The following is a 23,672-nucleotide window of genomic DNA, read 5'->3' on the forward strand; positions in this document are numbered from 1 at the left end:
GACGATTGTCTTGCAGGGCCGGATACCCTGGAGAGCGACCCAAACTGCCCCCGACTCCGAGGACCGACGCCACCGTGTTCGATACCCTCTCAGACCGCCTCAGCGCGACTTTCAAAAACCTCCGCGGGAAAGGCCGGCTCTCCGAGGCGGACATCGACGCCACGGCCCGCGAAATCCGCATCGCACTCCTCGAAGCCGACGTGGCCCTGCCTGTCGTCCGGACGTTCATCAAGAACGTGAAGGAGAGGGCACTCGGGAGCGACGTCTCCAAGGCCCTCAACCCTGCCCAGCAGGTCCTGAAGATCGTGAACGATGAGCTCGTCACGATCCTCGGCGGCGAGACCCGCCGTCTCCGGTTCGCCAAGAACCCGCCCACCGTGATCATGCTCGCGGGTCTGCAGGGTGCCGGTAAGACCACGCTCGCCGGAAAGCTCGGCAAGTGGCTCAAGGACCAGGGCCACTCCCCGCTCCTGGTCGCCGCCGACCTCCAGCGCCCGAACGCCGTGGGCCAGCTCAGCGTCGTCGCCGAGCGCGCCGGTGTGGCCGTCTACGCCCCCGAGCCGGGCAACGGCGTCGGTGACCCGGTCAAGGTCGCCAAGGACTCCATGGAGTTCGCGAGGACCAAGGTCCACGACATCGTGATCGTGGACACCGCCGGCCGTCTCGGCATCGACCAGGAGATGATGCAGCAGGCTGCGGACATCCGCGACGTCGTCTCCCCGGACGAGATCCTCTTCGTCGTCGACGCGATGATCGGCCAGGACGCCGTCAACACGGCTGAGGCCTTCCGTGACGGCGTCGGCTTCGACGGCGTCGTCCTGTCGAAGCTCGACGGCGACGCCCGAGGCGGCGCGGCCCTCTCGATCGCCTCGGTCACCGGCAAGCCGATCATGTTCGCGTCGAACGGCGAGAAGCTCGACGACTTCGACGCCTTCCACCCGGACCGGATGGCCTCCCGCATCCTCGACATGGGTGACCTGCTCACCCTGATCGAGCAGGCGGAGAAGACGTTCAGCCAAGAAGAGGCCGAGAAGATGGCCTCCAAGCTGGCGTCCAAGAAGGGCCAGGACTTCACCCTGGACGACTTCCTGGCCCAGATGGAGCAGGTCAGGAAGATGGGCAGCATCAGCAAGCTGCTCGGCATGCTCCCGGGCATGGGCCAGATCAAGGACCAGATCAACAACATCGACGAGCGTGACGTCGACCGCACGGCCGCCATCATCAAGTCGATGACCCCCGGCGAGCGCCAAGAGCCCACGATCATCAACGGCTCGCGACGCGCTCGTATCGCCAAGGGCTCCGGCGTCGAGGTCAGTGCCGTCAAGAACCTGGTCGAGCGCTTCTTCGAGGCCCGCAAGATGATGTCCCGCATGGCCCAGGGTGGCGGTATGCCGGGAATGCCCGGGATTCCGGGCATGGGTGGCGGCCCCGGCCGCGCCAAGAAGAAGCAGAAGGTGGCCAAGGGCAAGCAGCGCTCCGGCAACCCGATGAAGCGCAGGCAGCAGGAGGAAGAGGCCGCCGCACGCCGCGAGGCGGGCGCCCAGGCGGGCGGCGCCTTCGGCCTCCCGGCCGGGCAGCAGGGCCAGAACTTCGAGCTGCCGGACGAGTTCAAGAAGTTCATGGACTGACGGTTCGCTTTCGTACGGGCGGCCGGCGGTTCGTTTTCGCGCGCACGCCGCGCTCGTACGTCGCTGGAGATGCCGTACGCCACTGGGGGCGCCCCTCGCCGGAGGGGCGCCCTCAGCCCGTTCCCTGCGCGTGCTGGCGCGCATTTCATGGCGTAACGTCCGAATATGAGCAACCCTGTGCCGCCGCGCAAGGACCCCGACCAGCCGTGGCGTACCGAGGGCACGCCACCGGAGCCGACCCCGTCGTCCTCAGGGAGAAGGAGGATGCCCGGCGGCTGGATCGGCCTGATCGTCGCCGCCCTGGTCGTGTTCGTGATCGCCATCCTGGTGTTGTCCTTCTTCAACCAGGGCAACGAGCCGACGATCTCGTACACGGAGTTCAGCAGGCAGGTCGACGACGGCAACATCACCAAGATCTACTCCAAGGGCGATGCGATCCAGGGCCAGCTCAAGAACGCCCAGACCAAACCCGAGGGCGGCGGGAAGTACACCAAGTTCAGGACCCAGCGCCCCTCCTTCGCGGACGACAAGCTCTGGCAGATCCTGGAGAAGCACCACGTCACGGTGACCGCCTCGCCGGTGGTCCAGCAGCGCAGCTTCCTCTCCAACCTGCTGCTCTCCCTGGCCCCGATCGTGGTCCTGGTGGTGCTGTGGGTCTTCTTCGCCCGGCGGCTGCGTGCGGGTATGGGCGGCCCGGGCGGCATGCTCGGCCGCAAGGCGCCCCCGAAACCGGTCGAACTGCAGCCCGGCGCCACCCGCACGACCTTCGCGGACGTCGCCGGAATCGACGAGGTCGCGGGCGAACTCAACGACGTAGTGGACTTCCTCAAGAACCCGGATGCCTACCGCAGGATGGGCGCGAAGATGCCGCGGGGCGTGCTCCTCGCGGGCCCGCCCGGCACGGGAAAGACCCTGCTCGCGCGGGCGGTGGCGGGGGAGGCGGGAGTCCCGTTCTTCTCGGCCTCCGCATCGGAGTTCATCGAGATGATCGTGGGCGTGGGGGCGTCCAGGGTCCGCGAGCTCTTCGCCGAGGCCCGAAAAGTGGCCCCTTCCATCATCTTCATCGACGAGATCGACACCATCGGACGGGCGCGGGCCGGCGGCTCGGCGATGGGCGGCCACGACGAGCGCGAGCAGACCCTGAACCAGATCCTCACCGAGATGGACGGCTTCTCCGGCTCCGAGGGCGTCATCGTCATCGCGGCCACCAACCGCGCGGACATCCTGGATCCGGCACTGACCCGCCCCGGCCGCTTCGACCGAGTCGTCAACGTCTCACCCCCCGACCGCCGTGGCCGCGAGGCGATTCTGCGGATCCACACCCGCGAGATCCCCCTGTCCCCGGAGGTGGACCTGGCGCAGATGGCCCGTACGACCCCGGGCATGACCGGTGCGGATCTGGCCAACCTCGCCAATGAGGCGGCGCTGCTCGCCGTCAAGCGCAAGCAGGGCCAGGTGACGCAGACGGACCTCTCCGAGGCGCTGGAGAAGGTCCAGCTGGGCGCCGAGAGACCCCTGGTGATGCCCGACGAGGAACGCCGCCGGACCGCGTACCACGAGAGCGGCCACGCCCTCCTCGGCATGCTGCAGCCGGGCGCCGACCCGGTCCGCAAGATCACCATCGTCCCGCGCGGCCGCGCGCTCGGCGTCACACTCTCGACCCCGGAGGCGGACCGTTACTCCTACACGGAGGAGTATCTCCGCGGCCGCATCATCGGCGCGCTGGGCGGCATGGCCGCCGAACACGTCGTCTACGGAGTGATCACGACCGGCTCCGAGAGCGACCTCGAACAGGTCACCAACATCGTCCGCGGCATGGTCGCCCGCTGGGGCATGAGCGAACGGGTCGGCCGCCTCTCCGCCCTCCCGAACGACGCCCAACAGGCCTACGGCCTCGCCGCCGCGCCCGCCACCCTCGACTCCATCGACCACGAGATGCGCCGCATCGTCGACGAGTGCTACGGGGAGGCCTGCCAGAAACTCAGCGACCACCGGGCCCAGCTCGACGCCCTCGCGGAGGCGCTGCTGGCGAACGAGACGCTGGAGGAGACGGCGGCGTACCGCATCGCGGGCGTGACGCGCTTGAAGAAGGAGGAGGGGTGACGGGTTCTGCTCGCGCAGTTCCCCGCGCCCTGAAAGGGGCGCGGGGAACTGCGCGATCTTTTGGCGGGGGTCTGGGGGCGCAGCCCCCAGGGATGGGACGGGTAGGGGCGGCGGGGGCGAAAACCCCGCGACCTCAGCCCGTACGCGCGATCAGGTACCGGAAGACGTTGGGCATCCACACCGTTCCGTCCGCCCGCTGGTACGGATGCAGCGCCTCCATCAACTCCTTGCTGACCTGAACCTCATCCGTCGCATCGAGCGCCGCATCGAACAGCCCGGTGGCCAACAACCCCCGCACCGCACTCTCCACATCCGCGTACCCGAACGGACACGCCACCCGCCCCGACCCGTCCGGCCGAAGCCCGGCCCGCTGGGCGACCTCCTCCAGGTCGTCCCGCCGAGGGGTCAGCCCAGCACCCCCGCACCGCAACACCGCGGACGTGGCGCACCGCTCCGGCGGCCCCCAGCCGACCAGCACCACGGCCGCCCCCCGCTCGGCAAGCGGAGTGGCCGCCGACAGCAGCTCCCCGAGCCCTTCGGAGTCCCCTGCCGCACATCCGATCGGCTCGAACGCGGTCACCAGCGTGTAGGGGGGTGCCTCCACGTCGGCGAGGTCCAAGGGGGACCCCTCCACGATCCGCGTGTCGGCACGCGCGCGCGTGCCCCACCCTTCGGGAAGCAACCGCTCCCGCGCGAGAGCCACCCGTTCGGGAGACGAGGAGTCGACGCCGGTCACCGTCGCGCCCCGGGAAGCCGCCATCACAAGGGCCAGTCCCGCCCCACAGCGAAGGCCGAGGAGCCGTGTCCCACTGCCCACTTCGAGCCGCTCGTAGACGGCTTCGTAGAGCGGCACCAGCATTCGCTCCTGGATCTCGGCCCAGTCACGCGCGCGTGCACACGGATCCACCCGGGGCGGCGCTGCCGCGTGAGGTAGGTGTTGCCGCACGAGCGTAGGTGTCATCGAAAGCGCCCCAATCCGCCGAGAGTTGCCGCTGCGCCCCGTTTCCCTTGCCCCCGTGCAGTGCGCTCGCTCTTCCCCCGTATGTCAGGTAACTCCGCACTCGTCGCGCCGTCCAGGGGTTGTGGCGCGCTGCTTGTGCGCTGTCCGCGCGCGGCACAAGAATTCACATTCCGGCAACGTGTGCCCGTACGATCGCGCCATGGCAAAGGCACCCGTTCTCACGCCCCGGGCGGACGACTTCCCGCGTTGGTACCAGGACCTGATCACCAAGGCCGAGCTGGCCGACAACGGACCGGTGCGCGGCTCCATGGTCATCCGGCCGTACGGGTACGGGCTGTGGGAGCGGATGCAGGCGGAGATGGACGCCCGCATCAAGGAGACGGGTACCCAGAACGCGTACTTCCCGTTGCTGATCCCGCAGTCGTACCTCACCAAGGAGGCCGACCACGTCGAGGGCTTCGCGCCCGAGCTCGCGGTCGTCACGCACGGCGGCGGCAAGGAGCTGGAGGAGCCCGCGGTCGTCCGCCCCACCTCCGAGATGATCATCAACGACTACTTCTCGAAGTGGGTGCAGAGCTACCGTGACCTGCCGCTGCTGATCAACCAGTGGGCGAATGTGGTCCGTTGGGAGCTGCGGCCGCGCCTCTTCCTGCGTACGTCCGAGTTCCTGTGGCAGGAGGGGCACACCGCGCATGCGACCTACGAGGATGCCCGCGACTTCGCCGCGCACATCCACCGCCAGGTGTACGAGGACTTCATGCTGAACGTCCTCGGGATGGACGTCGTACCCGGCCGCAAGACCGCCAAGGAGCGCTTCGCCGGCGCCATCAACACCCTCACGCTCGAAGGCATGATGGGCGACGGCAAGGCCCTCCAGATGGCCACCAGCCACGAGCTGGGCCAGAACTTCGCCAGGGCCTTCAACACCCAGTACCTGTCGAAGGAAGGCAAGCAGGAGCTGGTGTGGCAGACCTCCTGGGGCTCGACGACCCGCATGATCGGCGCGCTGGTGATGATGCACGGCGACGACAACGGACTGCGCGTCCCGCCGCGGCTCGCCCAGATCCAGGCAGTCGTTCTCGCGATCAAGGGCGACGAAGCGGTTCTGGCCAAGGTCCGCGAAATCGGCGATCAGCTGAAGGCGGCGGGCGTACGCGTCCACGTGGACGACCGCACGGACATCCCGTTCGGTCGTCGCGCCGTGGACTGGGAGCTCAAGGGCGTCCCCGTGCGCGTCGAGGTCGGGCCGCGTGACCTGGAGAACGGCACCGCGGTGCTGGCCCGCCGCATCCCCGGCGGCAAGGAGCCGGTCGCGATCGACGCCCTGGTGGGACTGCTGCCCACGGTCCTCGAAGAGGACCAGGCGCTGCTCCTGAAGCAGTCGCGCGAGCGCCGGGAGTCCCGTACCTCGGACGTGTCGACGATCCAGGAGGCCGTCGAGGTGGCCACCGGCGGCGGCTGGGCACGCATTCCGTGGGCCGACCTCGGCGAAGAGGGCGAGGCCCAGCTCGCCGAGCACTCCGTGACCGTACGGTGTCTGGTCGCCGAGGACGGGTCGGTGCCCGACACCGATGACGCACCCGGTAACGTCGCCGTCGTCGCGCGCGCTTACTGAGTAGGCCCCCAGGGCGGCCGAAACGCCTCTTGCGCATCTGCTGATCACAGGTGTCCCGGCGCGCGGACATTGTCTACGCGCCGGGGCGTACGCGTGACTACGTACCAGCTTGATGGGAGCTGTGAGGCTTCTCCGCAGATCAGCGCACCCGCCCTCGTCCGGACGCATCAGCGGCAACTGACGGGTACGTGCAAATTATTTGGGATGCCCCGGAATAGGAACACAGAGGCACCCCGGCTCGTTGTCATTACGTGAGCACGACACCACCTGTTCTCGCCGCAGAGCTGGCAGGGGCGTGGGCCGACATTCAGCGGCACCACCCCGAACTGCCCGATCTTGCCGCGCCAGAGTCCCTGATCGGAGAGTCGTCGTCCGCCTGTGGGCACGAACTCTCCTTCGAACGACTGCTGCATGAGGCAGTCCATGGCATCGCCGCCGCCCGCGGAGTCCGCGACACTTCGCGCGCCGGCCGGTACCACAACCGCAGATTCCTCGCGATCGCCGAGGAGCTGGGCCTGGACCACCCCGAGGAGCCGCACCCCAGTAGTGGCTTCTCCCTGGTCACGCTCAACCCCGAGGCGAAGCGGCGTTATCGTCCGACGATCGAGCGGCTGCAGCGCGCCCTCAAGGCGCACACCGCCGCGACCGCCGCCGACACGGCCCGCTCGTTCCGGGGCCCGGCCGCCCGGCACGGCTCCTCCGGAGGAGGCGTTCGCGTCAAGGCGGTCTGCGACTGCGGCCGTAACGTACGGGTCGTTCCGTCCGTGCTGGCGCAGGCGCCGATCGTGTGCGGGGGGTGCGGAAAGCCCTTCCGGATCCCCGAGGTGGTCGGCGCGGCGGCGAGCTGAGAAGACGGCTGCTCGTGGCAGCCGTACTCAGCCGCTCGTAGCCGCGAGCACCTGTGAGCGCCGGGGGGCATGGCCGATGCCCGAGGGCCGGCGCCGGGTGCCCTTGAGGCATGGCCGCGTGCGCCTTGGCGGGTGAAGGTGACCCGCCAGGGTGTGGCACAATGGCTAGCTGTACTCGACAGCCGCACAGGACCCCTCTCTCCTCCGGCTGACGCGTCCATCGGGCACTCGGGTACCGCAACCCCACGCGGCCATCTCGCCGTGCCCAACCACGTCAAGACCAGGAGACACCACTTCCGTGGCAGTCAAGATCAAGCTGAAGCGTCTGGGCAAGATCCGTTCGCCTCACTACCGCATCGTCGTCGCCGACTCCCGTACCCGCCGTGACGGCCGGGCCATCGAGGAGATCGGTCTGTACCACCCGGTGCAGAACCCTTCGCGCATCGAGGTCGACTCGGACCGTGCGCAGTACTGGCTGGGTGTCGGCGCGCAGCCGACCGAGCCCGTTCTCGCCATCCTGAAGCTGACCGGCGACTGGCAGAAGTTCAAGGGCGAGCCCGCCCCTGCTCCGCTGCTCGTGGCCGCGCCGAAGGCGACGCGCCCGTTGTTCGACGCCCTGGGCGGCGACGACGAGGGCAAGGGTGAGGCCATCACCCAGAAGAAGAAGGCTGAGAAGAAGGACGAGGCTGCCGCCGAGTCTTCTTCGTCTGAGTCGACCGAGGCCTGAGCATGCTCGAGGAGGCTCTCGAGCACCTCGTGAAGGGCATTGTCGACAACCCCGACGATGTGCAGGTCGCCTCGCGCGACCTGCGCCGTGGGCGCGTTCTTGAGGTCCGGGTCCACCCCGACGACCTCGGCAAGGTGATCGGCCGCAATGGCCGCACCGCGCGTGCTCTGCGCACCGTCGTGGGCGCCATCGGCGGCCGCGGTGTCCGCGTCGACCTCGTCGACGTGGACCACGTCCGCTGACGTAACAGGCAGCACCGGCTCGGGCCGGGGAGGGCTTACGAGCCGTCCCCGGCCCGTAGTCGTCTACGAAGTAACGCCGTAGGCACACGTCAGGAGATCAAGCACAGTGCAGCTGGTAGTCGCTCGCGTCGGCCGCGCCCACGGCATCAAGGGCGAGGTCACTGTCGAGGTACGTACGGACGAGCCGGAACTCAGGCTCGGGCCCGGTGCCGTCCTGCTCACCGATCCGGCTTCCGCCGGACCGCTGACCATCGAGACCGGCCGCGTACACAGTGGCCGTCTCCTGCTGCGATTCGAAGGCGTACGTGACCGGAATGCCGCCGAGGCGCTGCGCAACACCCTGCTCATCGCCGAGGTGGACCCGGACGAGCAGCCCGAGGACCCGGACGAGTACTACGACCACCAGCTGATGGACCTGGACGTGGTCACCAAGGACGGGGTGGAGGTCGGGCGGATCACCGAGATCTCGCACCTGCCCTCGCAGGACCTGTTCGTGGTCGAACGGCCGGACGGGACCGAGGTCATGATCCCGTTCGTCGAGGAGATCGTCACCGAGATCGACCTGGAGGAGCAGCGGGCCGTCGTCGACCCGCCCCCGGGTCTGATCGACGACCGGGCAGAGGTCGCTTCGTCCAGGGACGACGCCTCCGGAGAAGACGCCTGATGCGGCTCGACGTCGTCACGATCTTCCCCGAGTACCTGGAACCCCTGAACGTCTCGCTCGTCGGCAAGGCACGCGCGCGTGGGCAGCTGAATGTGCACGTGCATGATCTTCGGGGGTGGACGTACGACCGTCACAACACGGTCGACGACACTCCGTACGGCGGCGGCCCCGGCATGGTCATGAAAACCGAGCCCTGGGGCGACGCCCTGGACTCCGTCCTGGCGGACGGCTACGAGACGGGCTCCCACGGGCCGGTACTGGTAGTCCCCACCCCGAGCGGGCGCCCCTTCACCCAGGAACTGGCCGTCGAGCTCTCCGAGCGCCCCTGGCTGGTCTTCACACCCGCCCGCTACGAGGGCATCGACCGCCGCGTCATCGACGAATACGCCACCCGGATGCCCGTCTACGAGGTGTCCATCGGGGACTACGTACTCGCCGGCGGCGAGGCGGCCGTACTCGTCGTCACGGAGGCCGTGGCGCGGCTGCTGCCGGGTGTCCTCGGCAACGCCGAGTCCCACCGGGACGACTCCTTCGCCCCCGGGGCCATGGCCAACCTCCTGGAGGGGCCCGTTTACACCAAGCCCCCCGCGTGGCGCGGCCGGGAGATCCCCGAGGTGCTGCTCAGCGGCCACCACGGCAAGATCGCCCGCTGGCGCCGCGACGAGGCCCTGCGCCGTACGACGGCGAACCGGCCCGATCTCATCGAGCGCTGCGACCCTTCCGTCTTCGACAAGAAGGACCGCGAAATGCTCTCGATCCTGGGCTGGGCCCCGGATCCCGAAGGGGAGCCGCACGGCCGATTTTGGCGCAGGCCAGAGGCCGTGGAAGAATAGGCGGCTGTTGTACGTCGTCTGGTATGCGCCCCTGCCACAGGGGGACACGACGCCCGCCCCGACGCGACAGCATCATCTTGGAACACTATCTCCCGTTGATGACCTGTGGCATCAACGAAGAAAGCAGACAAAATGTCTCACCTGCTCGACTCCGTCGACAGTGCGTCGCTGCGCAGCGACATCCCGGCCTTCCGCCCGGGTGACACCGTCAACGTCCACGTTCGCGTCATCGAGGGCAACCGCTCCCGTGTGCAGCAGTTCAAGGGCGTAGTCATCCGTCGCCAGGGCGCCGGTGTCCGGGAGACCTTCACGGTCCGCAAGGTCTCCTTCTCGGTCGGCGTCGAGCGCACCTTCCCGGTGCACACCCCGATCGTCGAGAAGATCGAGCTCGTCACCCGTGGTGACGTGCGTCGCGCGAAGCTGTACTACCTGCGTGACCTGCGCGGCAAGGCCGCGAAGATCAAGGAGAAGCGCGACAACTGAGTTCGCACAGGGGTTCATATGGATGCCGGATAACATCTGGCTCCGATGGACACCGAAGCACAGCACACGGAGCGCGACCGCTCCTCCCGCCCTTCCGAGTCCGAGGAGATCTCGGACCCAGAGGGGCCGGAGGGCCGGTCGCGTTTCGCGTTGGCGGCCCGGGCCGCGGACTGGCTCCCAGGCGGGCGGATCACTCTGACCGTGCTGATCTGCCTGTTGTTCCTGGTGCTCTTCAGCAACTTTGTGATGCAGCCGTTCGAGATTCCCAGCAGCTCGATGGAGCGCGGATTGAGGATCGGGGACCGCGTTCTCGTAGACAAGTTGGCGTACCGTTTCGGTGCTGAGCCGGTGCGGGGCGACGTCGTTGTGTTCGACGGCACTGGGTATTTCGGGAACGCCGACTACATCAAGCGCGTCGTGGGTGTAGGAGGAGACCACGTGGTCTGCTGCGACAAGGAAGGGAGGCTCGAGGTGAACGGCCGATCGGTCGACGAGTCGACGTTTCTGTATCCGGGGGACAGCCCGTCCGACGTGTCCTTCGACGTCGTCGTGCCCGACGGCAGTCTGTTCCTCCTCGGCGACCACCGCAGCGACTCGAGCGACTCCCGCGACCACCTGGGGTCCCCCGGCGGCGGCATGATCCCCGTCGGTGACGTGATCGGCAGAGCCGACTGGATCGCCTGGCCTGCGGGCCACTGGACCCGGCTGCAGCGTCCCGGCGCCTACGCGCGCGTGCCGGCCGGGGGTGGTGCCCATGGGTAACCGTGGCAAGCCGCGCGGAGTCTCCGACCACGCCGCCGACAACCTGCTGCCCACCGGAACCCGGCGCGCCGCCGGCGGCGCGGCCCGGCCCGGCCGCGCCGAGCGCCGCAAGCTCCAGCGCAAGGTCAAGCGGCGCCGCCGACGCTCCGCGATCAAGGAGATACCCCTCCTGGTGGGCGTCGCGGTGCTCATAGCCCTCGTCCTCAAGACCTTCCTCGTCCAGGCCTTCGTGATCCCGTCGGGCTCCATGGAGAGCACCATCCAGATCGGCGACCGCGTGCTCGTCGACAAGTTCACGCCATGGTTCGGCTCCAAGCCCCAGCGTGGCGACGTCGTCGTCTTCAAGGACCCCGGGGACTGGCTCGCCGGGGAGAAGACCACCAAGAAGAACGACCCTGTCGTCGTCAAGCAGGTCAAAGAAGGACTGACGGCCATCGGCCTGCTGCCCTCCGACAACGACAAGGACCTGATCAAGCGGGTCGTCGCGGTCGGCGGCGACACCGTCAAGTGCTGCGACACCCAAGGGCGCGTGACGGTCAACGGCATGCCGCTCAATGAGCCGTACATCCACACCGGAAACAAGCCGTCGGACTTCGCCTTCGAAGAGACCGTGCCCAAAGGCCGCCTCTGGGTGATGGGCGACCACCGGGCGAACTCCGCCGACTCCCGTTACCACCGCACCGAGAAATACGGCGGCACCGTATCCGAGAAGTCGGTCGTCGGCAGAGCCATGGTCATCGCCTGGCCCTTCGGACACTGGACCCGTCTGGAGGAGCCGGACACGTACGCGTCCGTGCCGAGCGGGTCGACCACCGCCCTCGGCCCGTCGCATAGGGTGGCCTCCGCGGATCTGAATGGATTGATCCCGCTCCCGACCCCTGCGGAACTCCCGCTCGTTATGGGAGTGGTGGGCCTGCGCCGGATCCGGAGCAGGCGGCGGCACAGAGTGAGGAGTGGATGTGGGGGATTTGGCGGTCGGCGCACGATCCGGACACGATGGTCCCGAGGAGCAACCGGAGCGACCCGACGGATCGGCCACCCCGGCCACGAACGACGTCGCGAGCTCCGGGAGTGACTCCGGGGACGGTGGCGGAACGAAGGAGCAGGGCGAGCAGGAGCCGAAGCCCAAGAAGCCGCGCTCCTTCTGGAAGGAGCTCCCGCTTCTCATCGGTATCGCGCTCGTTCTCGCGCTGCTGATCAAGACTTTCCTGGTGCAGGCGTTCTCGATTCCCTCGGACTCGATGCAGAACACCCTCCAGCAGGGTGACCGCGTTCTCGTCGACAAGCTCACCCCGTGGTTCGGCTCGGAGCCCTCGCGCGGCGAGGTCGTCGTCTTCCACGACCCCGACAACTGGCTGGCGGGCGAGCCGACGCCCAACCCGAACGCCGTGCAGACGTTCCTCAGCAAGATCGGCCTGATGCCGTCCGCCAACGAGAAGGACCTCATCAAGAGGGTCATCGGCGTCGGCGGTGACACCATCGAGTGCAAGGGCACGGGCCCGCTGAAGGTCAACGGCAAGGTGCTGGACGAGGCGTACGTGTACGCCGGGAACACCCCGTGCAGTGTCGACGACCAGGGCGGCCAGTTCAAGGTGACGGTACCCAAGGGCAAAATCTGGGTCATGGGTGACCACCGGCAGAACTCGCTGGACTCCCGCTACCATCAGCAGGACGCGCACCAGGGCTTCGTGCCCGTGGGCAATGTCGTCGGCCGCGCCATCGTGATCGCCTGGCCGCCCACTCGCTGGGACACGCTGCCGATCCCGGACACCTTCGACCAGAACCTCAGCGCGGCCGCTCCCGGCGCGCTCGGACTGGCCGGCGCGGTGCCGCTGGTGCTGTGGCGCAGGCGTCGCCTTACCGCCGGAAACCCGAGGGTTTCTGGGCGGGGTACCGCCGGGTAGGGTGCCGTCCCAGATCGCCGATCTTCCGCGGCCCGCAGCTGGGGCCGTGGGATCGATTCTCCGAATTGGGGGAGCACTGGGATGAGCAGGACGTCAGGACGTACGGACGAGGGCCGCGGACGGCTCGGCAGTGTGCTGTCGGGACTGGCCGTGGCCCTCGGCTGTGTGCTCTTTCTCGGCGGCTTCGTCTGGGGCGCGATCGTCTACCAGCCGTACACCGTGCCCACCGCGTCGATGACACCGACCATCAAGGTCGGCGACCACGTCCTGGCCGAGCGGATCGACGGTGGTGACGTCAAGCGTGGTGACGTCATCGTCTTCAAGCAGAAGAGCTGGGGCGACATGCTCATCGTCAAGAGGGTCGTCGCGGTCGGCGGAGACACGGTCGCCTGCTGCACGAACGGCAAGCTGACTGTCAACGGCAAGCAGATCGATGAACCGTATCTCCCCAAGGGCGCGGCCGCCGAGACGTTCCAGATCCCGACCGTCGACGTGCCCGCGGGCCGCCTGTTCCTGCTCGGCGACGAGCGCAGCGGCTCGCTGGACTCCACGGCCCACCTCACGGAGGCCTTCAACGGCACGGTGCCGCGCAGCGCGGTGAAGGCCCGTGTCGACGCCGTGGCTTGGCCGATGAACGGCATGCTGGCCCGCCCCACGGGCTTCGAGGCGCTCGGCGGCATCTCGTCGCCGGGCCCGCTGCGGCTGGTGCTCACGGCCGTGGTGGCCGGCGCGGTGCTCGTGCTGGGCGGGGCGTCGTACGGGCCGATCGCCGCGCTCCTGGGCCGACGCGGCCGGACGCGGCCGGAGCCGGCCGTTGCCGGCTGAGATGTCGCACGGAGGTTCCGTCGAGGAGACGTACGACGGCGGACCACGGAAAGTGGCCCGGGTCGTGCTGCTCGACGCGCAGGGCCGCATCCTGCTGTTGCACGGTCACGAGCCGGAGGATCCGGCGGACGACTGGTGGTTCACGCCCGGCGGCGGCTTGGAGGGCGACGAGACACGTGAGGAGGCCGCACTGCGGGAACTCGCGGAGGAGACCGGCATCACCGAGGTCGAGCTGGGTCCGGTGCTGTGGCGGCGCAGGTGTTCCTTCCCCTTCGCGGGGCGCCGCTGGGACCAGGACGAATGGTATTTCCTGGCCCGTACGACCCAGATGGACACCGTCGCCACCGGGCTGACGGAGCTGGAACGGCGCAGTGTCGCCGGAGCGCGGTGGTGGACGTGCCAGGAACTGACCGAGGCACATGAGACGGTGTATCCGACCAGGCTCGCCGGGCTGCTGCGCAGGCTGCTCGACGAGGGTCCCCCGGCCAGGCCCGAGATCCTCGACACGGAAATCGTCTAGAGGCTCGCGGGGCTGGCGCACAATAGGGGGACGCACGGCTGAAGGGGAACATGCCATGAGCGCCGAGGACCTCGAGAAGTACGAGACCGAGATGGAGCTGAAGCTCTATCGGGAGTACCGCGATGTCGTCGGTCTGTTCAAATATGTGATCGAGACCGAACGGCGCTTCTACCTCACCAATGACTACGAGATGCAGGTGCACTCGGTCCAGGGTGAGGTGTTTTTCGAGGTGTCCATGGCGGACGCCTGGGTGTGGGACATGTACCGGCCCGCTCGCTTCGTGAAGCAGGTGCGCGTCCTCACGTTCAAGGACGTGAATATTGAGGAGCTGAACAAGAGCGATTTGGAGCTGCCGGGCGGGTGACGGCCGATGGCCGCGGTGGCCGCCCGGGCGGCCGAGGACAGGCCGAGATCCCTCGTGTGGGTGACGGAATTGTCCACAATCGGCCGCTTGTCCACCAAGATCCAATAGCGAGTCGAAGTGGCCTCAGTGTTGGCGCCGGAGGTGGTGCCGACATGAACACACCCGAGGCACGCAAGGCACTCGGCAGGTACGGCGAGGAGCTGGCCGCGCGGCGGCTGACCCAGACCGGGATGACGGTCCTGGCGCGCAACTGGCGCTTCGGCAGGACCGGCGAGATCGACATCGTGGCCCGCGACGGCGACGCGCTTGTCGTCTGCGAGGTCAAGACCCGTAAGACGGGCGTCTTCGAGCACCCGATGGCGGCCGTCACCCCGGCCAAGGCGCAGCGCCTGCGCGGCCTGGCCGAACGCTGGCTCCAGGAACACGGCGGAGCCCCACCCGGTGGCGTCCGCATCGATCTGATCGGCGTCGTCCTCCCCGACCGCGGCGCACCCGTGGTCGAGCACGCGCGGGGGGTGGCCTGATGGGATTCGCGCGTACGTGTGCCGTGGCCCTCGTCGGCGTCGAGGGCGTGGTGGTCGAGGTCCAGGCGGACCTGGAGCCGGGCGTCGCGACGTTCACCCTGGTCGGCCTACCCGACAAGAGTCTGACGGAGAGCAAGGACCGGGTTCGGGCGGCGGTGGTGAACTCCGGCTCGGCGTGGCCCCAGAAGAAGCTCACGGTCGGCCTGAGCCCGGCATCGGTACCCAAGGGTGGCAGCGGTTTCGATCTGGCCGTCGCGTGCGCGGTGCTGGGGGCTGCCGAGCGGATCGATCCACGGGTGCTCTCCGACATCGTGATGATCGGCGAGCTGGGGCTCGACGGACGCGTACGGCCGGTGCGAGGCGTGCTGCCGGCGGTCCTCGCCGCGGCGGACGCGGGGTACGAGCAGGTGGTGGTGCCCGAGTGTGCGGCGGCCGAGGCCTCCCTCGTGCCGGGGATCTCGGTGCTCGGGGTGCGCAGTCTGCGCCAGCTGATCGCGGTGCTCACGGACGAGCCGGTGCCCGAGGAGGATCCCGACGAACAGGGGCGGCCGGATCCGCTGATGGCAGGACTGCGCATGCCGGGCACCGGCGCGGCCACCGGCATGCACAGCCTGGGCGCGGCCCAGCACGAGCACGGCCATGACCTCGCCGACGTCGTGGGCCAGCACTCGGCACGCACCGCCGTGGAGGTCGCTGCGGCGGGCGGGCACCATCTCTTACTGGAAGGCCCGCCGGGCGCGGGCAAGACGATGCTGGCCGAACGACTGCCGGCCATCCTGCCGCGGCTCACCAAGGGCGAATCCCTGGAGGTCACCGCCGTCCACTCGGTCGCGGGCCTGCTGCCGCCCGGCAAACCCCTGGTCGACATCGCTCCCTACTGCGCCCCGCACCACTCGGCGACCATGCAGGCGCTCGTCGGCGGCGGCCAGGGGATCGCACGGCCGGGCGCCGTGTCGCTGGCCCATCGGGGAGTGCTCTTTCTGGACGAGACACCGGAGTTCAGCGGCCAGGCCCTTGACGCGCTGCGCCAGCCGTTGGAGGCGGGGCATGTGGTGATCGCGCGCAGCGCGGGGGTGGTGCGGTTTCCGGCGCGGTTCCTCATGGTGCTGGCGGCGAACCCTTGTCCGTGCGGCCGGTTCTCGCAGCGGGACGACCTGTGCGAGTGTCCGTCCTCCGTGATCCGCCGCTATCAGGCGCGGCTCTCCGGGCCCCTGCTCGACCGCGTCGACCTGCGGGTCGAGGTGGACCGCGTCACCCGTTCCGAACTGACCGAGCGCGGTGCGCGAGGCGAATCCACCGAGACGGTCGCCGGCCGGGTGCGGGCAGCCAGAGAGCGGGCCGCCGCGCGTCTGTCGGGCACCCCTTGGCGGACCAACAGTGAAGTGCCGGGGCGCGAGCTGCGCAGCCGATGGTACGCGTCCCTGGGCGCGATGGACGAGGCGGAGCGGAGCCTGGAGCGAGGCGTCCTGACAGCCCGTGGCCTCGACCGGGTGCTGCGCGTCGCCTGGACCGTCGCGGACCTCGTGGGACACGACCGGCCCGGCGCGACGGACGTCGCCCTCGCCCTGCAACTGCGTACCGGGGTCCCGCGCGGGGTGCCGATGGCGATCGGAGCGTTGTCGTGAACCCCGGGGACGTGCATCGGGAGGGTGTGAATCAGGGGGACGTGAATCAGGAGGTCGTGAATCGGGAGGACGAGCGGCTCCACCGGGCCTTTCTCGCGCGTGTCATCGAACCGGGCGACGAGATCTGCGGGCGCTGGCTCCGCGAGGTCGGGGCCGCGGAGGCGGTCCGGCGGCTCGTCGCGGAGGACGGGGAGCAGCCGCGGGGGGTGACGGACAAGCGGTGGGCGGGGCTGCGGGCCAGGGCCGAGCGGGCGGACCCGGAGCGGGATCTGGCGGTGGCGCGGGCGGCCGGGACCCGATTCGTGTGCCCAGGGGACCCCGAGTGGCCGGCGCAACTCGACGACCTCGGCGACACCCGGCCCACCGGCCTCTGGGTGCGGGGGCGGCCCAGCCTGCGGATATGGGCACTGCGATCCGTCGCCGTGGTCGGGGCGCGGGCCTGTACCGAGTACGGAGCCCATATGGCGGCCGCCCTTGGCGCCGGGCTCGCCGAGCGGGGCTGGGTGGTGGTGTCGGGCGGCGCCTACGGGGTGGACGGCACCGCGCACCGAGGTGCCCTGGGGGCGGGCGGTGCCACGGTCGCCGTGCTGGCCTGCGGCGTCGACCGGCCCTATCCGCGCGGGCACGCCGCATTGATCACCAGGATCGCCGAACAGGGGCTGGTCGTGGGGGAGTTGCCGCCCGGCGAGCATCCCACGCCGAGCAGATTCATCCTCAGGAACCGGGTCATCGCCGCGCTCACCCGGGGAACCGTGGTCGTCGAGGCCGCGTACCGAAGTGGTGCGCTGGTCACGGCGCGGGCGGCGCAGCGGCTGGGGAGGTTCACGATGGGGGTGCCCGGGCCCGCCACCAGTGGGCTGTCGGCCGGGGTGCACGAGCTGCTGCGCGGGGATGCGCTCCTGGTCACCGACGCCGCGGAGGTCGTCGAGCTGGTGGGCGACATCGGCGAGCTGGCTCCGGACCGGCGCGGGCCCGTGCTGCCGCGCGACCTGCTGGATCCGGGCGCCGGACGCGTACTGGCCGCGTTGCCCGCGCGCGGCCTCGCGGGGGCGGAGGAGATCGCGCGCGGGGCGGGGACCACTACGGACGACGCGGTCGGGAGGCTGTACGAACTCCGATCACTTGGTTTCGTCGAACGACACGGCGACGGCTGGAAGTTGACACGCCAGGCGATGATCTCGGTCCTTGATGATCGTCGCGGGCGCTGACCGTCCGTGTTCGGCCGTCCGGGCGAACGCCGACAGCCTTGGCAGTTCCCGCAGTTGGCGTCTCTCGGCGATCACGGAGGGCGACGAACGTGACCCCGAAGGACGCACAGCGGAACGTATCTGCGCACGGCCTATCCCCTGCCCTTCGCGTACTGCAACACTCCAGTCACGCTACGCTCACGTGGATTCCGACGCAGGACAGGCAACTCGACATCAGCGCGACAGCTCACCCAGGCACCCACAGTTCACGGCAGAACGGCACAAGGCGACGAATGCCCCAGCACACTTCCGGGTCCGATCGGGCGGCGATCCCCCCAGCCGCCCGCGACGGCGGTAGCGTGCGGCCGCCCGCTCCCTCGACGCTCGACGAGTTGTGGCGGTCGTACAAGGCGACGGGCGACGAGCGGCTGCGCGAGCAGTTGATCCTGCACTACTCACCGTTGGTGAAGTACGTCGCGGGACGGGTGAGCGTGGGGCTGCCGGCCAATGTGGAGCAGGCGGACTTCGTCTCGTCGGGGGTGTTCGGGCTGATCGACGCGATCGAGAAGTTCGACATCGAGCGGGAGATCAAGTTCGAGACGTACGCGATCACGCGGATCAGGGGCGCGATGATCGACGAGCTGCGGGCGCTGGACTGGATTCCGCGGTCGGTGCGGCAGAAGGCGCGCAATGTGGAGCGGGCGTACGCGACGCTCGAGGCACGGCTGCGGCGTACGCCGTCGGAGGGTGAGGTGGCCTCCGAGATGGGCATCGGGGTGGAGGAACTCCACGCGGTCTTCAGTCAGTTGTCGCTGGCGAACGTGGTGGCGCTGGAAGAACTGCTGCACGTCGGCGGTGAGGGCGGTGACCGGCTGAGTCTGATGGACACGCTGGAGGACACCGCGGCCGACGATCCGGTGGAGGTAGCCGAGGGCCGGGAGCTGCGGAGGTTTCTGGCGCGGGCGATCAACACGCTGCCCGAGCGGGAGAAGACCGTGGTCACGCTCTACTACTACGAGGGCCTCACGCTCGCCGAGATCGGGAACGTCCTGGGGGTGACCGAGAGCCGGGTCAGCCAGATCCACACCAAGTCGGTGCTCCAGCTGCGCGCGAAGCTGGCCAGTTTCGGGCGCTGACCTCGGGAGGGGCAGGCTGCTGAATCGTCCCTGCCCGGCTCTTGCGCCGTCCCTGCCCGGCTCTTGCACCGTCCCTGCTCTGCTCCTGCGCCGTCCCTGCGTCGTCCCGCACTGTCCTTGCCTCGCCCTTGTCCTACGCCTGCCTTGTCCTTGGCGCGTTCTTTCGGGTGGTCGGAGTGGCTGCCGCCTGGGCTGGTCCGTCCGTAAAGTGGAGGGCGTGCCAAGGATTCGAGCGGCCTCCGTGGCCGAGCACCGGTCGATGCAGCGAGCCGCCCTGCTGGACGCGGCCCGGTCCCTGCTGTCCGAGGGCGGGACAGAGGCGCTGACCTTCCCGGCCCTCGCCGAGCGCACGGGGCTTGCGCGGTCGTCCGTGTACGAGTACTTCCGGTCCCGGGCGGCTGTGGTCGAAGAGCTGTGCGAGGTCGACTTTCCGGTGTGGGCCGCGGAGGTCTCGGCGGCGATGGCCGCGGCGGACGGGCCCGAGGACAAGGTCGAGGCGTATGTCCGGCAGCAGCTGGCCCTGGTCGGTGACCGGCGGCACCGGGCGGTCGTGGCCATCTCGGCGAGTGAGCTCGATGCCGGGGCCCGGGAGAAGATCCGGGCGGCTCACGGCGGGCTGGTCGCGATGATCGTCGATGCGCTGGGGCAGATGGGGCACGCCGAGCCGCGGCTGGCCGCGATGCTGCTTCAGGGTGTGGTCGATGCGGCTGTGCGGCGCATTGAGCTGGGAGCGGCGGAGGATCCCGGCACGATCACGGACGCGGCCGTGGCGCTGGCACTGCGGGGTGTTCGGGGCTGAGCCCGTGGTCGCTGGGGCACCCGGCGTCGGCGGCGGGCGCGCCCACCTGCGTCGGCAGGATGCCGCTCTCTTCGGGATGGGCGCCGTCCCTCACGGCACGCGTACCCATGGCCCGGATGCCCCTCTCTGCGGCCTCATCACCGGCAGCAAGCGGGACGGGCCCCGGTGCAGCAGCGAGGCGGGGAGCAGGGACAGCGGGTTCAGATAGGTTCTGTCTCTCCTCAGGCCCCAGTGCAGGCAGGACGTCTCGCAGTGGGAGCCGGCCGGTTCGGGTTCGAGTGTGCCCAGAACATCTCCCGCGGCGACCTCGTCGCCCTTGTGCACCGTGACCCGTACGGGGGCGAAGGTCGTGCGCAGGGGCGGGGTGCCCGTGCCCGTCAGCTCGACGGCGACCACGCCACGACCCGCCACGCGCCCCGCGAAGGACACGCGGCCGGCTGCGACGGAGCGGACCGGTGCGCCCGGGGCGGCCGCGAGGTCCACGCCCCGGTGACCGCGGGCGTACGGCGTGGGCGGGGGATCCCAGGCCCGTAGGACCGAGGGGCGCAGGCCCACCGGCCAGAGGCGGGCGACCGTCGGGACCGAGGCGTCGGGGCCCGGTGAGCCTGCGGGGGGCGGGGGCGCCGGACCGTTCGTCCGGGCCAGGGCGGACGGGGTCAGCGCACCCAGAACGGTCACCGTCATTCCCAACAGCAACCCCAGCCACGTACGCACACACTGTTTCGCTCGCATGCGAGAACGTTCCCGCATCGGACCGATCACGGCAGGGATCTGTGGACTACCGGCCGGTTGTGGACAGCGGCGTCACCCTGCACCTCGCGGGTCCCGTACACTTCTCGTGGCGATCCGGGTCACCGGGTCGACTTCGCACGCCCCGACACCCGGCCATCAAAAGCCGGTGTCAGCGCCCCTCGGTCCCTCGTGGCAAGGCGCATCGCGGGCGTCAGGCGCGAGTGCCGTCCGGCACACGCGGCACAACCGAGAACACCAAGGAGAACGGCCATGGCCGTCGTCACGATGCGGGAGCTGCTGGAAAGCGGCGTCCACTTCGGTCACCAGACCCGTCGTTGGAACCCGAAGATGAAGCGCTTCATCTTCACGGAGCGCAACGGCATCTACATCATCGACCTGCTCCAGTCGCTGTCGTACATCGACCGCGCCTACGAGTTCGTCAAGGAGACCGTCGCCCACGGCGGCACGGTCATGTTCGTCGGCACGAAGAAGCAGGCGCAGGAGGCCATTGCCGAGCAGGCCACCCGCGTCGGCATGCCCTACGTCAACCAGCGCTGGCTGGGCGGCATGCTCACCAACTTCTCCACCGTCTACAAGCGTCTGCAGCGCCTCAAGGAGCTCGAGCAGATCGACTTCGAGGACGTCGCGGCCTCGGGTCTCACCAAGAAGGAGCTTCTCGTGCTCTCGCGCGAGAAGGCCAAGCTGGAGAAGACCCTCGGTGGTATCCGCGAGATGCAGAAGGTGCCCAGCGCCGTCTGGATCGTGGACACCAAGAAGGAGCACATCGCGGTCGGCGAGGCCCGGAAGCTCAACATCCCGGTCGTCGCCATCCTCGACACCAACTGTGACCCCGACGAGGTCGACTACAAGATCCCGGGCAACGACGACGCGATCCGCTCCGTCACCCTGCTCACCCGCGTGATCGCCGACGCCGTCGCCGAGGGCCTCATCTCCCGCTCGGGCGCCGGCAAGGCCGAGGGTGACAAGGCCGCGGGCGAGCCGCTCGCCGCGTGGGAGCGCGACCTGCTCGAGGGCGAGAAGAAGGCCGACGAGGCCGAGGTCCAGACCTCCGCCGAGACGGAGAAGGTCGCCGACGCCGAGCAGGCCGAGGTTCCGGCCGCCGAGGCCGAGGCCGAGGTTGCCGAGGCGCCCGCCGCCGAGGCCCCCGCCGCCGCGGACGCCGAGCAGGCCTGACCCCTCACCCCTTCGGGTTTGTGAACGGCGGGGGCCCACAAAGCCCCCGCCGTTCGTCCCGTAGATCTTCAGACTTCGAGAGAGATTCCAGGAATCATGGCGAACTACACCGCCGCCGACGTCAAGAAGCTCCGTGAGCTCACCGGCGCCGGCATGATGGACTGCAAGAAGGCGCTGGACGAGGCCGACGGCAACGTCGACAAGGCCGTCGAGGCGCTGCGCATCAAGGGCCAGAAGGGCGTCGCCAAGCGCGAGGGCCGCTCCGCCGAGAACGGCGCCGTGGTCTCCATCATCGCCGACGACAACACCTCCGGTGTCCTGGTCGAGCTGAAGTGCGAGACGGACTTCGTCGCCAAGGGCGAGAAGTTCCAGACCGTCGCCAACCAGATCGCGCAGCACGTCGCCGCGACCTCTCCGGCCGACCTGGACGCGCTTCTCGGCTCCGAGATCGAGGCCGGCAAGACGGTTCAGGCGTTCGTCGACGAGGCCAACGCCAACCTGGGCGAGAAGATCGTCCTGGACCGCTTCGCCCAGTTCTCCGGCGCCTACGTGGCCGCGTACATGCACCGCACCATGCCCGACCTGCCCCCGCAGATCGGTGTTCTGGTCGAGCTGGACAAGGCCGACGCGGACCTGGCCAAGGGCATCGCGCAGCACATCGCCGCCTTCGCGCCGAAGTACCTCTCCAAGGAGGACGTCCCGGCCGAGGTCGTCGAGTCCGAGCGCCGCGTCGCCGAGGAGACCACCCGCGCCGAGGGCAAGCCCGAGGCCGCCCTCCCGAAGATCGTCGAGGGTCGGGTCAACGGCTTCTTCAAGGAGGCCACCCTGCTGGGCCAGCCCTACGCGCTGGACCAGAAGAAGTCCGTCCAGAAGGTCCTGGACGAGGCCGGTGTCACCCTGAAGCGCTTCTCGCGCATCAAGGTCGGCATCTGAGTCCGTACCGCGATCGACGCGCGACCCCGATAGGGTCGGCAGCAGTCGTCCGCGGACGCCGGCACCCACGCGCGCGCGGCGGACGACAGCAGATCTGACGAGGAGGCCATTGCCGAGCACGGGATGCGAACGACACCCCACCGGCAATGGCCTTCTTCGTATGTGCGACACGTAAAGAGGCGAGATCTCCATGACCACCACCCAGGCCGACCAGAGCGAGAAGACCGACGACGGCAAAGGCGCGGGACGCTTTCTGCTGAAGCTTTCCGGCGAGGCGTTCGCCGGCGGCGGCGGACTGGGCGTCGACCCCGACGTGGTGCACAAGATCGCCCGCGAGATCGCGGCCGTCGTGCGCGGCGGCGCCCAGATCGCGGTCGTCATCGGCGGCGGCAACTTCTTCCGGGGCGCCGAGCTCCAGCAGCGCGGCATGGACCGGGCCCGCTCCGACTACATGGGCATGCTCGGCACCGTCATGAACTGCCTCGCCCTCCAGGACTTCCTGGAGAAGGAAGGCATCGACAGCCGCGTGCAGACCGCCATCACCATGGGGCAGGTCGCCGAGCCGTACATCCCGCTGCGCGCCGTACGGCACCTGGAGAAGGGCCGTGTGGTCATCTTCGGCGCCGGTATGGGCATGCCGTACTTCTCCACCGACACCACCGCCGCCCAGCGCGCCCTGGAGATCGACGCCGAGGCCCTGCTGATGGGCAAGAACGGTGTGGACGGGGTCTACGACTCCGACCCCAAGACCAACCCCGAGGCCGTCAAGTTCGACTCGCTCGGCTACGGCGAGGTCATCACCCGCGACCTCAAGGTCGCCGACATGACCGCCATCACGCTGTGCCGCGACAACAAGCTGCCGATCCTGGTCTTCGAGCTCCTGGCGGAGGGCAATATCGCGCGGGCCGTCAAGGGTGAGAAGATCGGCACACTCGTGGGTGACCAAAGCGGCCGGGCCTGACCGGGAGCGTCCTCGACCGGGACCGACCCTGACCGAGGACGGACCCTGACCGGGGGATGGACAATGTCCTGCCGGTCCGGAACCGTGCAGGAATAAGACGCG

Annotated in this window: 25 protein-coding genes; 23 read left to right on the plus strand and 2 right to left on the minus strand. The window is 69.3% G+C overall.

The genetic code is table 11. The annotated features are described in order from the left end of the window. Nucleotides 1–74 precede the first annotated feature (74 nt). Both ffh and ftsH read left to right on the plus strand, forming a co-directional pair. The gene (gene ffh / locus OG747_RS31515; protein WP_405882753.1) at nucleotides 75–1,628 is read left to right on the plus strand and encodes a signal recognition particle protein; all 1,554 of its coding nucleotides are present in this window, start codon (nucleotides 75–77) and stop codon (nucleotides 1,626–1,628) included. Nucleotides 1,629–1,793: 165 nt separating this feature from the next. Next, on the plus strand, nucleotides 1,794–3,731 hold the full coding sequence (gene ftsH, locus OG747_RS31520; protein WP_405882754.1) for an ATP-dependent zinc metalloprotease FtsH: 1,938 nt from the start codon (nucleotides 1,794–1,796) through the stop codon (nucleotides 3,729–3,731). A gap of 133 nt (nucleotides 3,732–3,864) precedes the next feature. Here the strand turns inward: ftsH and OG747_RS31525 are convergent, their stop codons facing one another. Continuing rightward, nucleotides 3,865–4,692 (minus strand): class I SAM-dependent methyltransferase, encoded by an 828-nt coding sequence (locus tag OG747_RS31525; RefSeq protein ID WP_405882755.1) that lies wholly within the window; start codon nucleotides 4,690–4,692, stop codon nucleotides 3,865–3,867. Nucleotides 4,693–4,891: 199 nt separating this feature from the next. On the opposite strand from OG747_RS31525, the gene proS reads away from it, so the two are divergent. The 18 genes from proS (at nucleotide 4,892) to OG747_RS31615 (ending at nucleotide 19,750) form a co-directional block, all read left to right on the plus strand. Then, entirely contained in the window at nucleotides 4,892–6,307 is a 1,416-nt protein-coding gene (proS, locus tag OG747_RS31530; RefSeq protein WP_405882757.1) for a proline--tRNA ligase, read from the plus strand. Nucleotides 6,308–6,558: 251 nt separating this feature from the next. Continuing rightward, nucleotides 6,559–7,155: a hypothetical protein gene (locus OG747_RS31535; RefSeq protein WP_054235363.1), complete on the plus strand. Its 597-nt coding sequence runs from the start codon at nucleotides 6,559–6,561 to the stop codon at nucleotides 7,153–7,155. 298 nt (nucleotides 7,156–7,453) lie between these two features. Then, nucleotides 7,454–7,882 carry a 30S ribosomal protein S16 gene (gene rpsP / locus OG747_RS31540; RefSeq protein ID WP_405882758.1) on the plus strand — a complete coding sequence of 143 codons (429 nt, stop codon included), beginning with the start codon at nucleotides 7,454–7,456 and terminating at the stop codon, nucleotides 7,880–7,882. A gap of 2 nt (nucleotides 7,883–7,884) precedes the next feature. Beyond that, entirely contained in the window at nucleotides 7,885–8,124 is a 240-nt protein-coding gene (locus OG747_RS31545; protein ID WP_005479813.1) for an RNA-binding protein, read from the plus strand. Nucleotides 8,125–8,230: 106 nt separating this feature from the next. Then, a complete protein-coding gene (gene rimM, locus OG747_RS31550) occupies nucleotides 8,231–8,788 on the plus strand; it encodes a ribosome maturation factor RimM (protein WP_405882759.1) in 558 nt (185 codons plus the stop codon). Then, nucleotides 8,788–9,621: a tRNA (guanosine(37)-N1)-methyltransferase TrmD gene (gene trmD, locus OG747_RS31555; protein WP_405882760.1), complete on the plus strand. Its 834-nt coding sequence runs from the start codon at nucleotides 8,788–8,790 to the stop codon at nucleotides 9,619–9,621. Before rimM ends, trmD begins: the two co-directional genes overlap by 1 nt. 132 nt (nucleotides 9,622–9,753) lie before the next feature. Further along, nucleotides 9,754–10,104: a 50S ribosomal protein L19 gene (gene rplS / locus OG747_RS31560; RefSeq protein WP_054235359.1), complete on the plus strand. Its 351-nt coding sequence runs from the start codon at nucleotides 9,754–9,756 to the stop codon at nucleotides 10,102–10,104. Nucleotides 10,105–10,149: 45 nt separating this feature from the next. Next, nucleotides 10,150–10,866 (plus strand): signal peptidase I, encoded by a 717-nt coding sequence (gene lepB / locus OG747_RS31565; protein ID WP_405882761.1) that lies wholly within the window; start codon nucleotides 10,150–10,152, stop codon nucleotides 10,864–10,866. Then, nucleotides 10,859–11,941 carry a signal peptidase I gene (lepB, locus tag OG747_RS31570; protein ID WP_405882762.1) on the plus strand — a complete coding sequence of 361 codons (1,083 nt, stop codon included), beginning with the start codon at nucleotides 10,859–10,861 and terminating at the stop codon, nucleotides 11,939–11,941. The genes lepB (OG747_RS31565) and lepB (OG747_RS31570) overlap by 8 nt, the downstream gene beginning before the upstream one ends. Then, a complete protein-coding gene (gene lepB / locus OG747_RS31575) occupies nucleotides 11,826–12,770 on the plus strand; it encodes a signal peptidase I (RefSeq protein WP_405882763.1) in 945 nt (314 codons plus the stop codon). The genes lepB (OG747_RS31570) and lepB (OG747_RS31575) overlap by 116 nt, the downstream gene beginning before the upstream one ends. An 81-nt stretch (nucleotides 12,771–12,851) precedes the next feature. Continuing rightward, nucleotides 12,852–13,595 (plus strand): signal peptidase I, encoded by a 744-nt coding sequence (gene lepB / locus OG747_RS31580; protein ID WP_405882764.1) that lies wholly within the window; start codon nucleotides 12,852–12,854, stop codon nucleotides 13,593–13,595. Between the two features lies 1 nt (nucleotide 13,596). Continuing rightward, nucleotides 13,597–14,115 carry an NUDIX hydrolase gene (locus tag OG747_RS31585; protein WP_405885783.1) on the plus strand — a complete coding sequence of 173 codons (519 nt, stop codon included), beginning with the start codon at nucleotides 13,597–13,599 and terminating at the stop codon, nucleotides 14,113–14,115. Nucleotides 14,116–14,170: 55 nt separating this feature from the next. Next, nucleotides 14,171–14,479: a DUF2469 domain-containing protein gene (locus OG747_RS31590; protein ID WP_003965949.1), complete on the plus strand. Its 309-nt coding sequence runs from the start codon at nucleotides 14,171–14,173 to the stop codon at nucleotides 14,477–14,479. Nucleotides 14,480–14,631: 152 nt separating this feature from the next. Continuing rightward, a complete protein-coding gene (locus OG747_RS31595) occupies nucleotides 14,632–15,003 on the plus strand; it encodes a YraN family protein (RefSeq protein ID WP_405882765.1) in 372 nt (123 codons plus the stop codon). Then, the gene (locus tag OG747_RS31600) at nucleotides 15,003–16,628 is read left to right on the plus strand and encodes a YifB family Mg chelatase-like AAA ATPase (RefSeq protein WP_405882766.1); all 1,626 of its coding nucleotides are present in this window, start codon (nucleotides 15,003–15,005) and stop codon (nucleotides 16,626–16,628) included. The genes OG747_RS31595 and OG747_RS31600 overlap by 1 nt, the downstream gene beginning before the upstream one ends. A gap of 56 nt (nucleotides 16,629–16,684) precedes the next feature. Beyond that, the gene (gene dprA, locus OG747_RS31605; RefSeq protein ID WP_405882767.1) at nucleotides 16,685–17,836 is read left to right on the plus strand and encodes a DNA-processing protein DprA; all 1,152 of its coding nucleotides are present in this window, start codon (nucleotides 16,685–16,687) and stop codon (nucleotides 17,834–17,836) included. Between the two features lie 272 nt (nucleotides 17,837–18,108). After that, nucleotides 18,109–18,951, plus strand: a complete 843-nt coding sequence (gene whiG, locus OG747_RS31610) for an RNA polymerase sigma factor WhiG (RefSeq protein ID WP_405882768.1) — start codon at nucleotides 18,109–18,111, stop codon at nucleotides 18,949–18,951. A gap of 241 nt (nucleotides 18,952–19,192) precedes the next feature. Beyond that, the gene (locus OG747_RS31615) at nucleotides 19,193–19,750 is read left to right on the plus strand and encodes a TetR/AcrR family transcriptional regulator (RefSeq protein WP_405885785.1); all 558 of its coding nucleotides are present in this window, start codon (nucleotides 19,193–19,195) and stop codon (nucleotides 19,748–19,750) included. Nucleotides 19,751–19,840: 90 nt separating this feature from the next. On the opposite strand, the gene OG747_RS31620 is transcribed toward OG747_RS31615, so the two are convergent. Further along, complete coding sequence (locus tag OG747_RS31620) at nucleotides 19,841–20,482, minus strand: murein hydrolase activator EnvC family protein (protein ID WP_405882769.1); 642 nt, start codon at nucleotides 20,480–20,482, stop codon at nucleotides 19,841–19,843. A 270-nt stretch (nucleotides 20,483–20,752) separates the two neighbouring features. Here OG747_RS31620 and rpsB point away from each other — a divergent pair, with 270 nt between their 5' ends. The 3 genes from rpsB (at nucleotide 20,753) to pyrH (ending at nucleotide 23,570) form a co-directional block, all read left to right on the plus strand. Continuing rightward, the gene (gene rpsB, locus OG747_RS31625) at nucleotides 20,753–21,676 is read left to right on the plus strand and encodes a 30S ribosomal protein S2 (protein WP_405882770.1); all 924 of its coding nucleotides are present in this window, start codon (nucleotides 20,753–20,755) and stop codon (nucleotides 21,674–21,676) included. A 96-nt stretch (nucleotides 21,677–21,772) separates the two neighbouring features. Then, on the plus strand, nucleotides 21,773–22,609 hold the full coding sequence (gene tsf, locus OG747_RS31630) for a translation elongation factor Ts (RefSeq protein WP_405882771.1): 837 nt from the start codon (nucleotides 21,773–21,775) through the stop codon (nucleotides 22,607–22,609). Nucleotides 22,610–22,799: 190 nt separating this feature from the next. Beyond that, entirely contained in the window at nucleotides 22,800–23,570 is a 771-nt protein-coding gene (pyrH, locus tag OG747_RS31635; protein WP_405882772.1) for a UMP kinase, read from the plus strand. Nucleotides 23,571–23,672 lie beyond the last annotated feature (102 nt).

Origin of the sequence: Streptomyces sp. NBC_01384, from assembly GCF_045040035.1 — a bacterium.
Taxonomy (GTDB): domain Bacteria; phylum Actinomycetota; class Actinomycetes; order Streptomycetales; family Streptomycetaceae; genus Streptomyces.

Coding starts and splice junctions, on each gene's coding strand:
- ftsH (WP_405882754.1), top strand. CDS start 1,794: ATGAGCAACCCTGTGCCGCCGCGCAAGGACCCCGACCAGCCGTGGCGT.
- OG747_RS31525 (WP_405882755.1), bottom strand. CDS start 4,692: ATGACACCTACGCTCGTGCGGCAACACCTACCTCACGCGGCAGCGCCG.
- proS (WP_405882757.1), top strand. CDS start 4,892: ATGGCAAAGGCACCCGTTCTCACGCCCCGGGCGGACGACTTCCCGCGT.
- OG747_RS31545 (WP_005479813.1), top strand. CDS start 7,885: ATGCTCGAGGAGGCTCTCGAGCACCTCGTGAAGGGCATTGTCGACAAC.
- trmD (WP_405882760.1), top strand. CDS start 8,788: ATGCGGCTCGACGTCGTCACGATCTTCCCCGAGTACCTGGAACCCCTG.
- rplS (WP_054235359.1), top strand. CDS start 9,754: ATGTCTCACCTGCTCGACTCCGTCGACAGTGCGTCGCTGCGCAGCGAC.
- lepB (WP_405882761.1), top strand. CDS start 10,150: ATGGACACCGAAGCACAGCACACGGAGCGCGACCGCTCCTCCCGCCCT.
- lepB (WP_405882762.1), top strand. CDS start 10,859: ATGGGTAACCGTGGCAAGCCGCGCGGAGTCTCCGACCACGCCGCCGAC.
- lepB (WP_405882764.1), top strand. CDS start 12,852: ATGAGCAGGACGTCAGGACGTACGGACGAGGGCCGCGGACGGCTCGGC.
- OG747_RS31585 (WP_405885783.1), top strand. CDS start 13,597: ATGTCGCACGGAGGTTCCGTCGAGGAGACGTACGACGGCGGACCACGG.
- OG747_RS31590 (WP_003965949.1), top strand. CDS start 14,171: ATGAGCGCCGAGGACCTCGAGAAGTACGAGACCGAGATGGAGCTGAAG.
- OG747_RS31595 (WP_405882765.1), top strand. CDS start 14,632: ATGAACACACCCGAGGCACGCAAGGCACTCGGCAGGTACGGCGAGGAG.
- OG747_RS31600 (WP_405882766.1), top strand. CDS start 15,003: ATGGGATTCGCGCGTACGTGTGCCGTGGCCCTCGTCGGCGTCGAGGGC.
- whiG (WP_405882768.1), top strand. CDS start 18,109: ATGCCCCAGCACACTTCCGGGTCCGATCGGGCGGCGATCCCCCCAGCC.
- OG747_RS31620 (WP_405882769.1), bottom strand. CDS start 20,482: ATGCGAGCGAAACAGTGTGTGCGTACGTGGCTGGGGTTGCTGTTGGGA.
- rpsB (WP_405882770.1), top strand. CDS start 20,753: ATGGCCGTCGTCACGATGCGGGAGCTGCTGGAAAGCGGCGTCCACTTC.
- tsf (WP_405882771.1), top strand. CDS start 21,773: ATGGCGAACTACACCGCCGCCGACGTCAAGAAGCTCCGTGAGCTCACC.
- pyrH (WP_405882772.1), top strand. CDS start 22,800: ATGACCACCACCCAGGCCGACCAGAGCGAGAAGACCGACGACGGCAAA.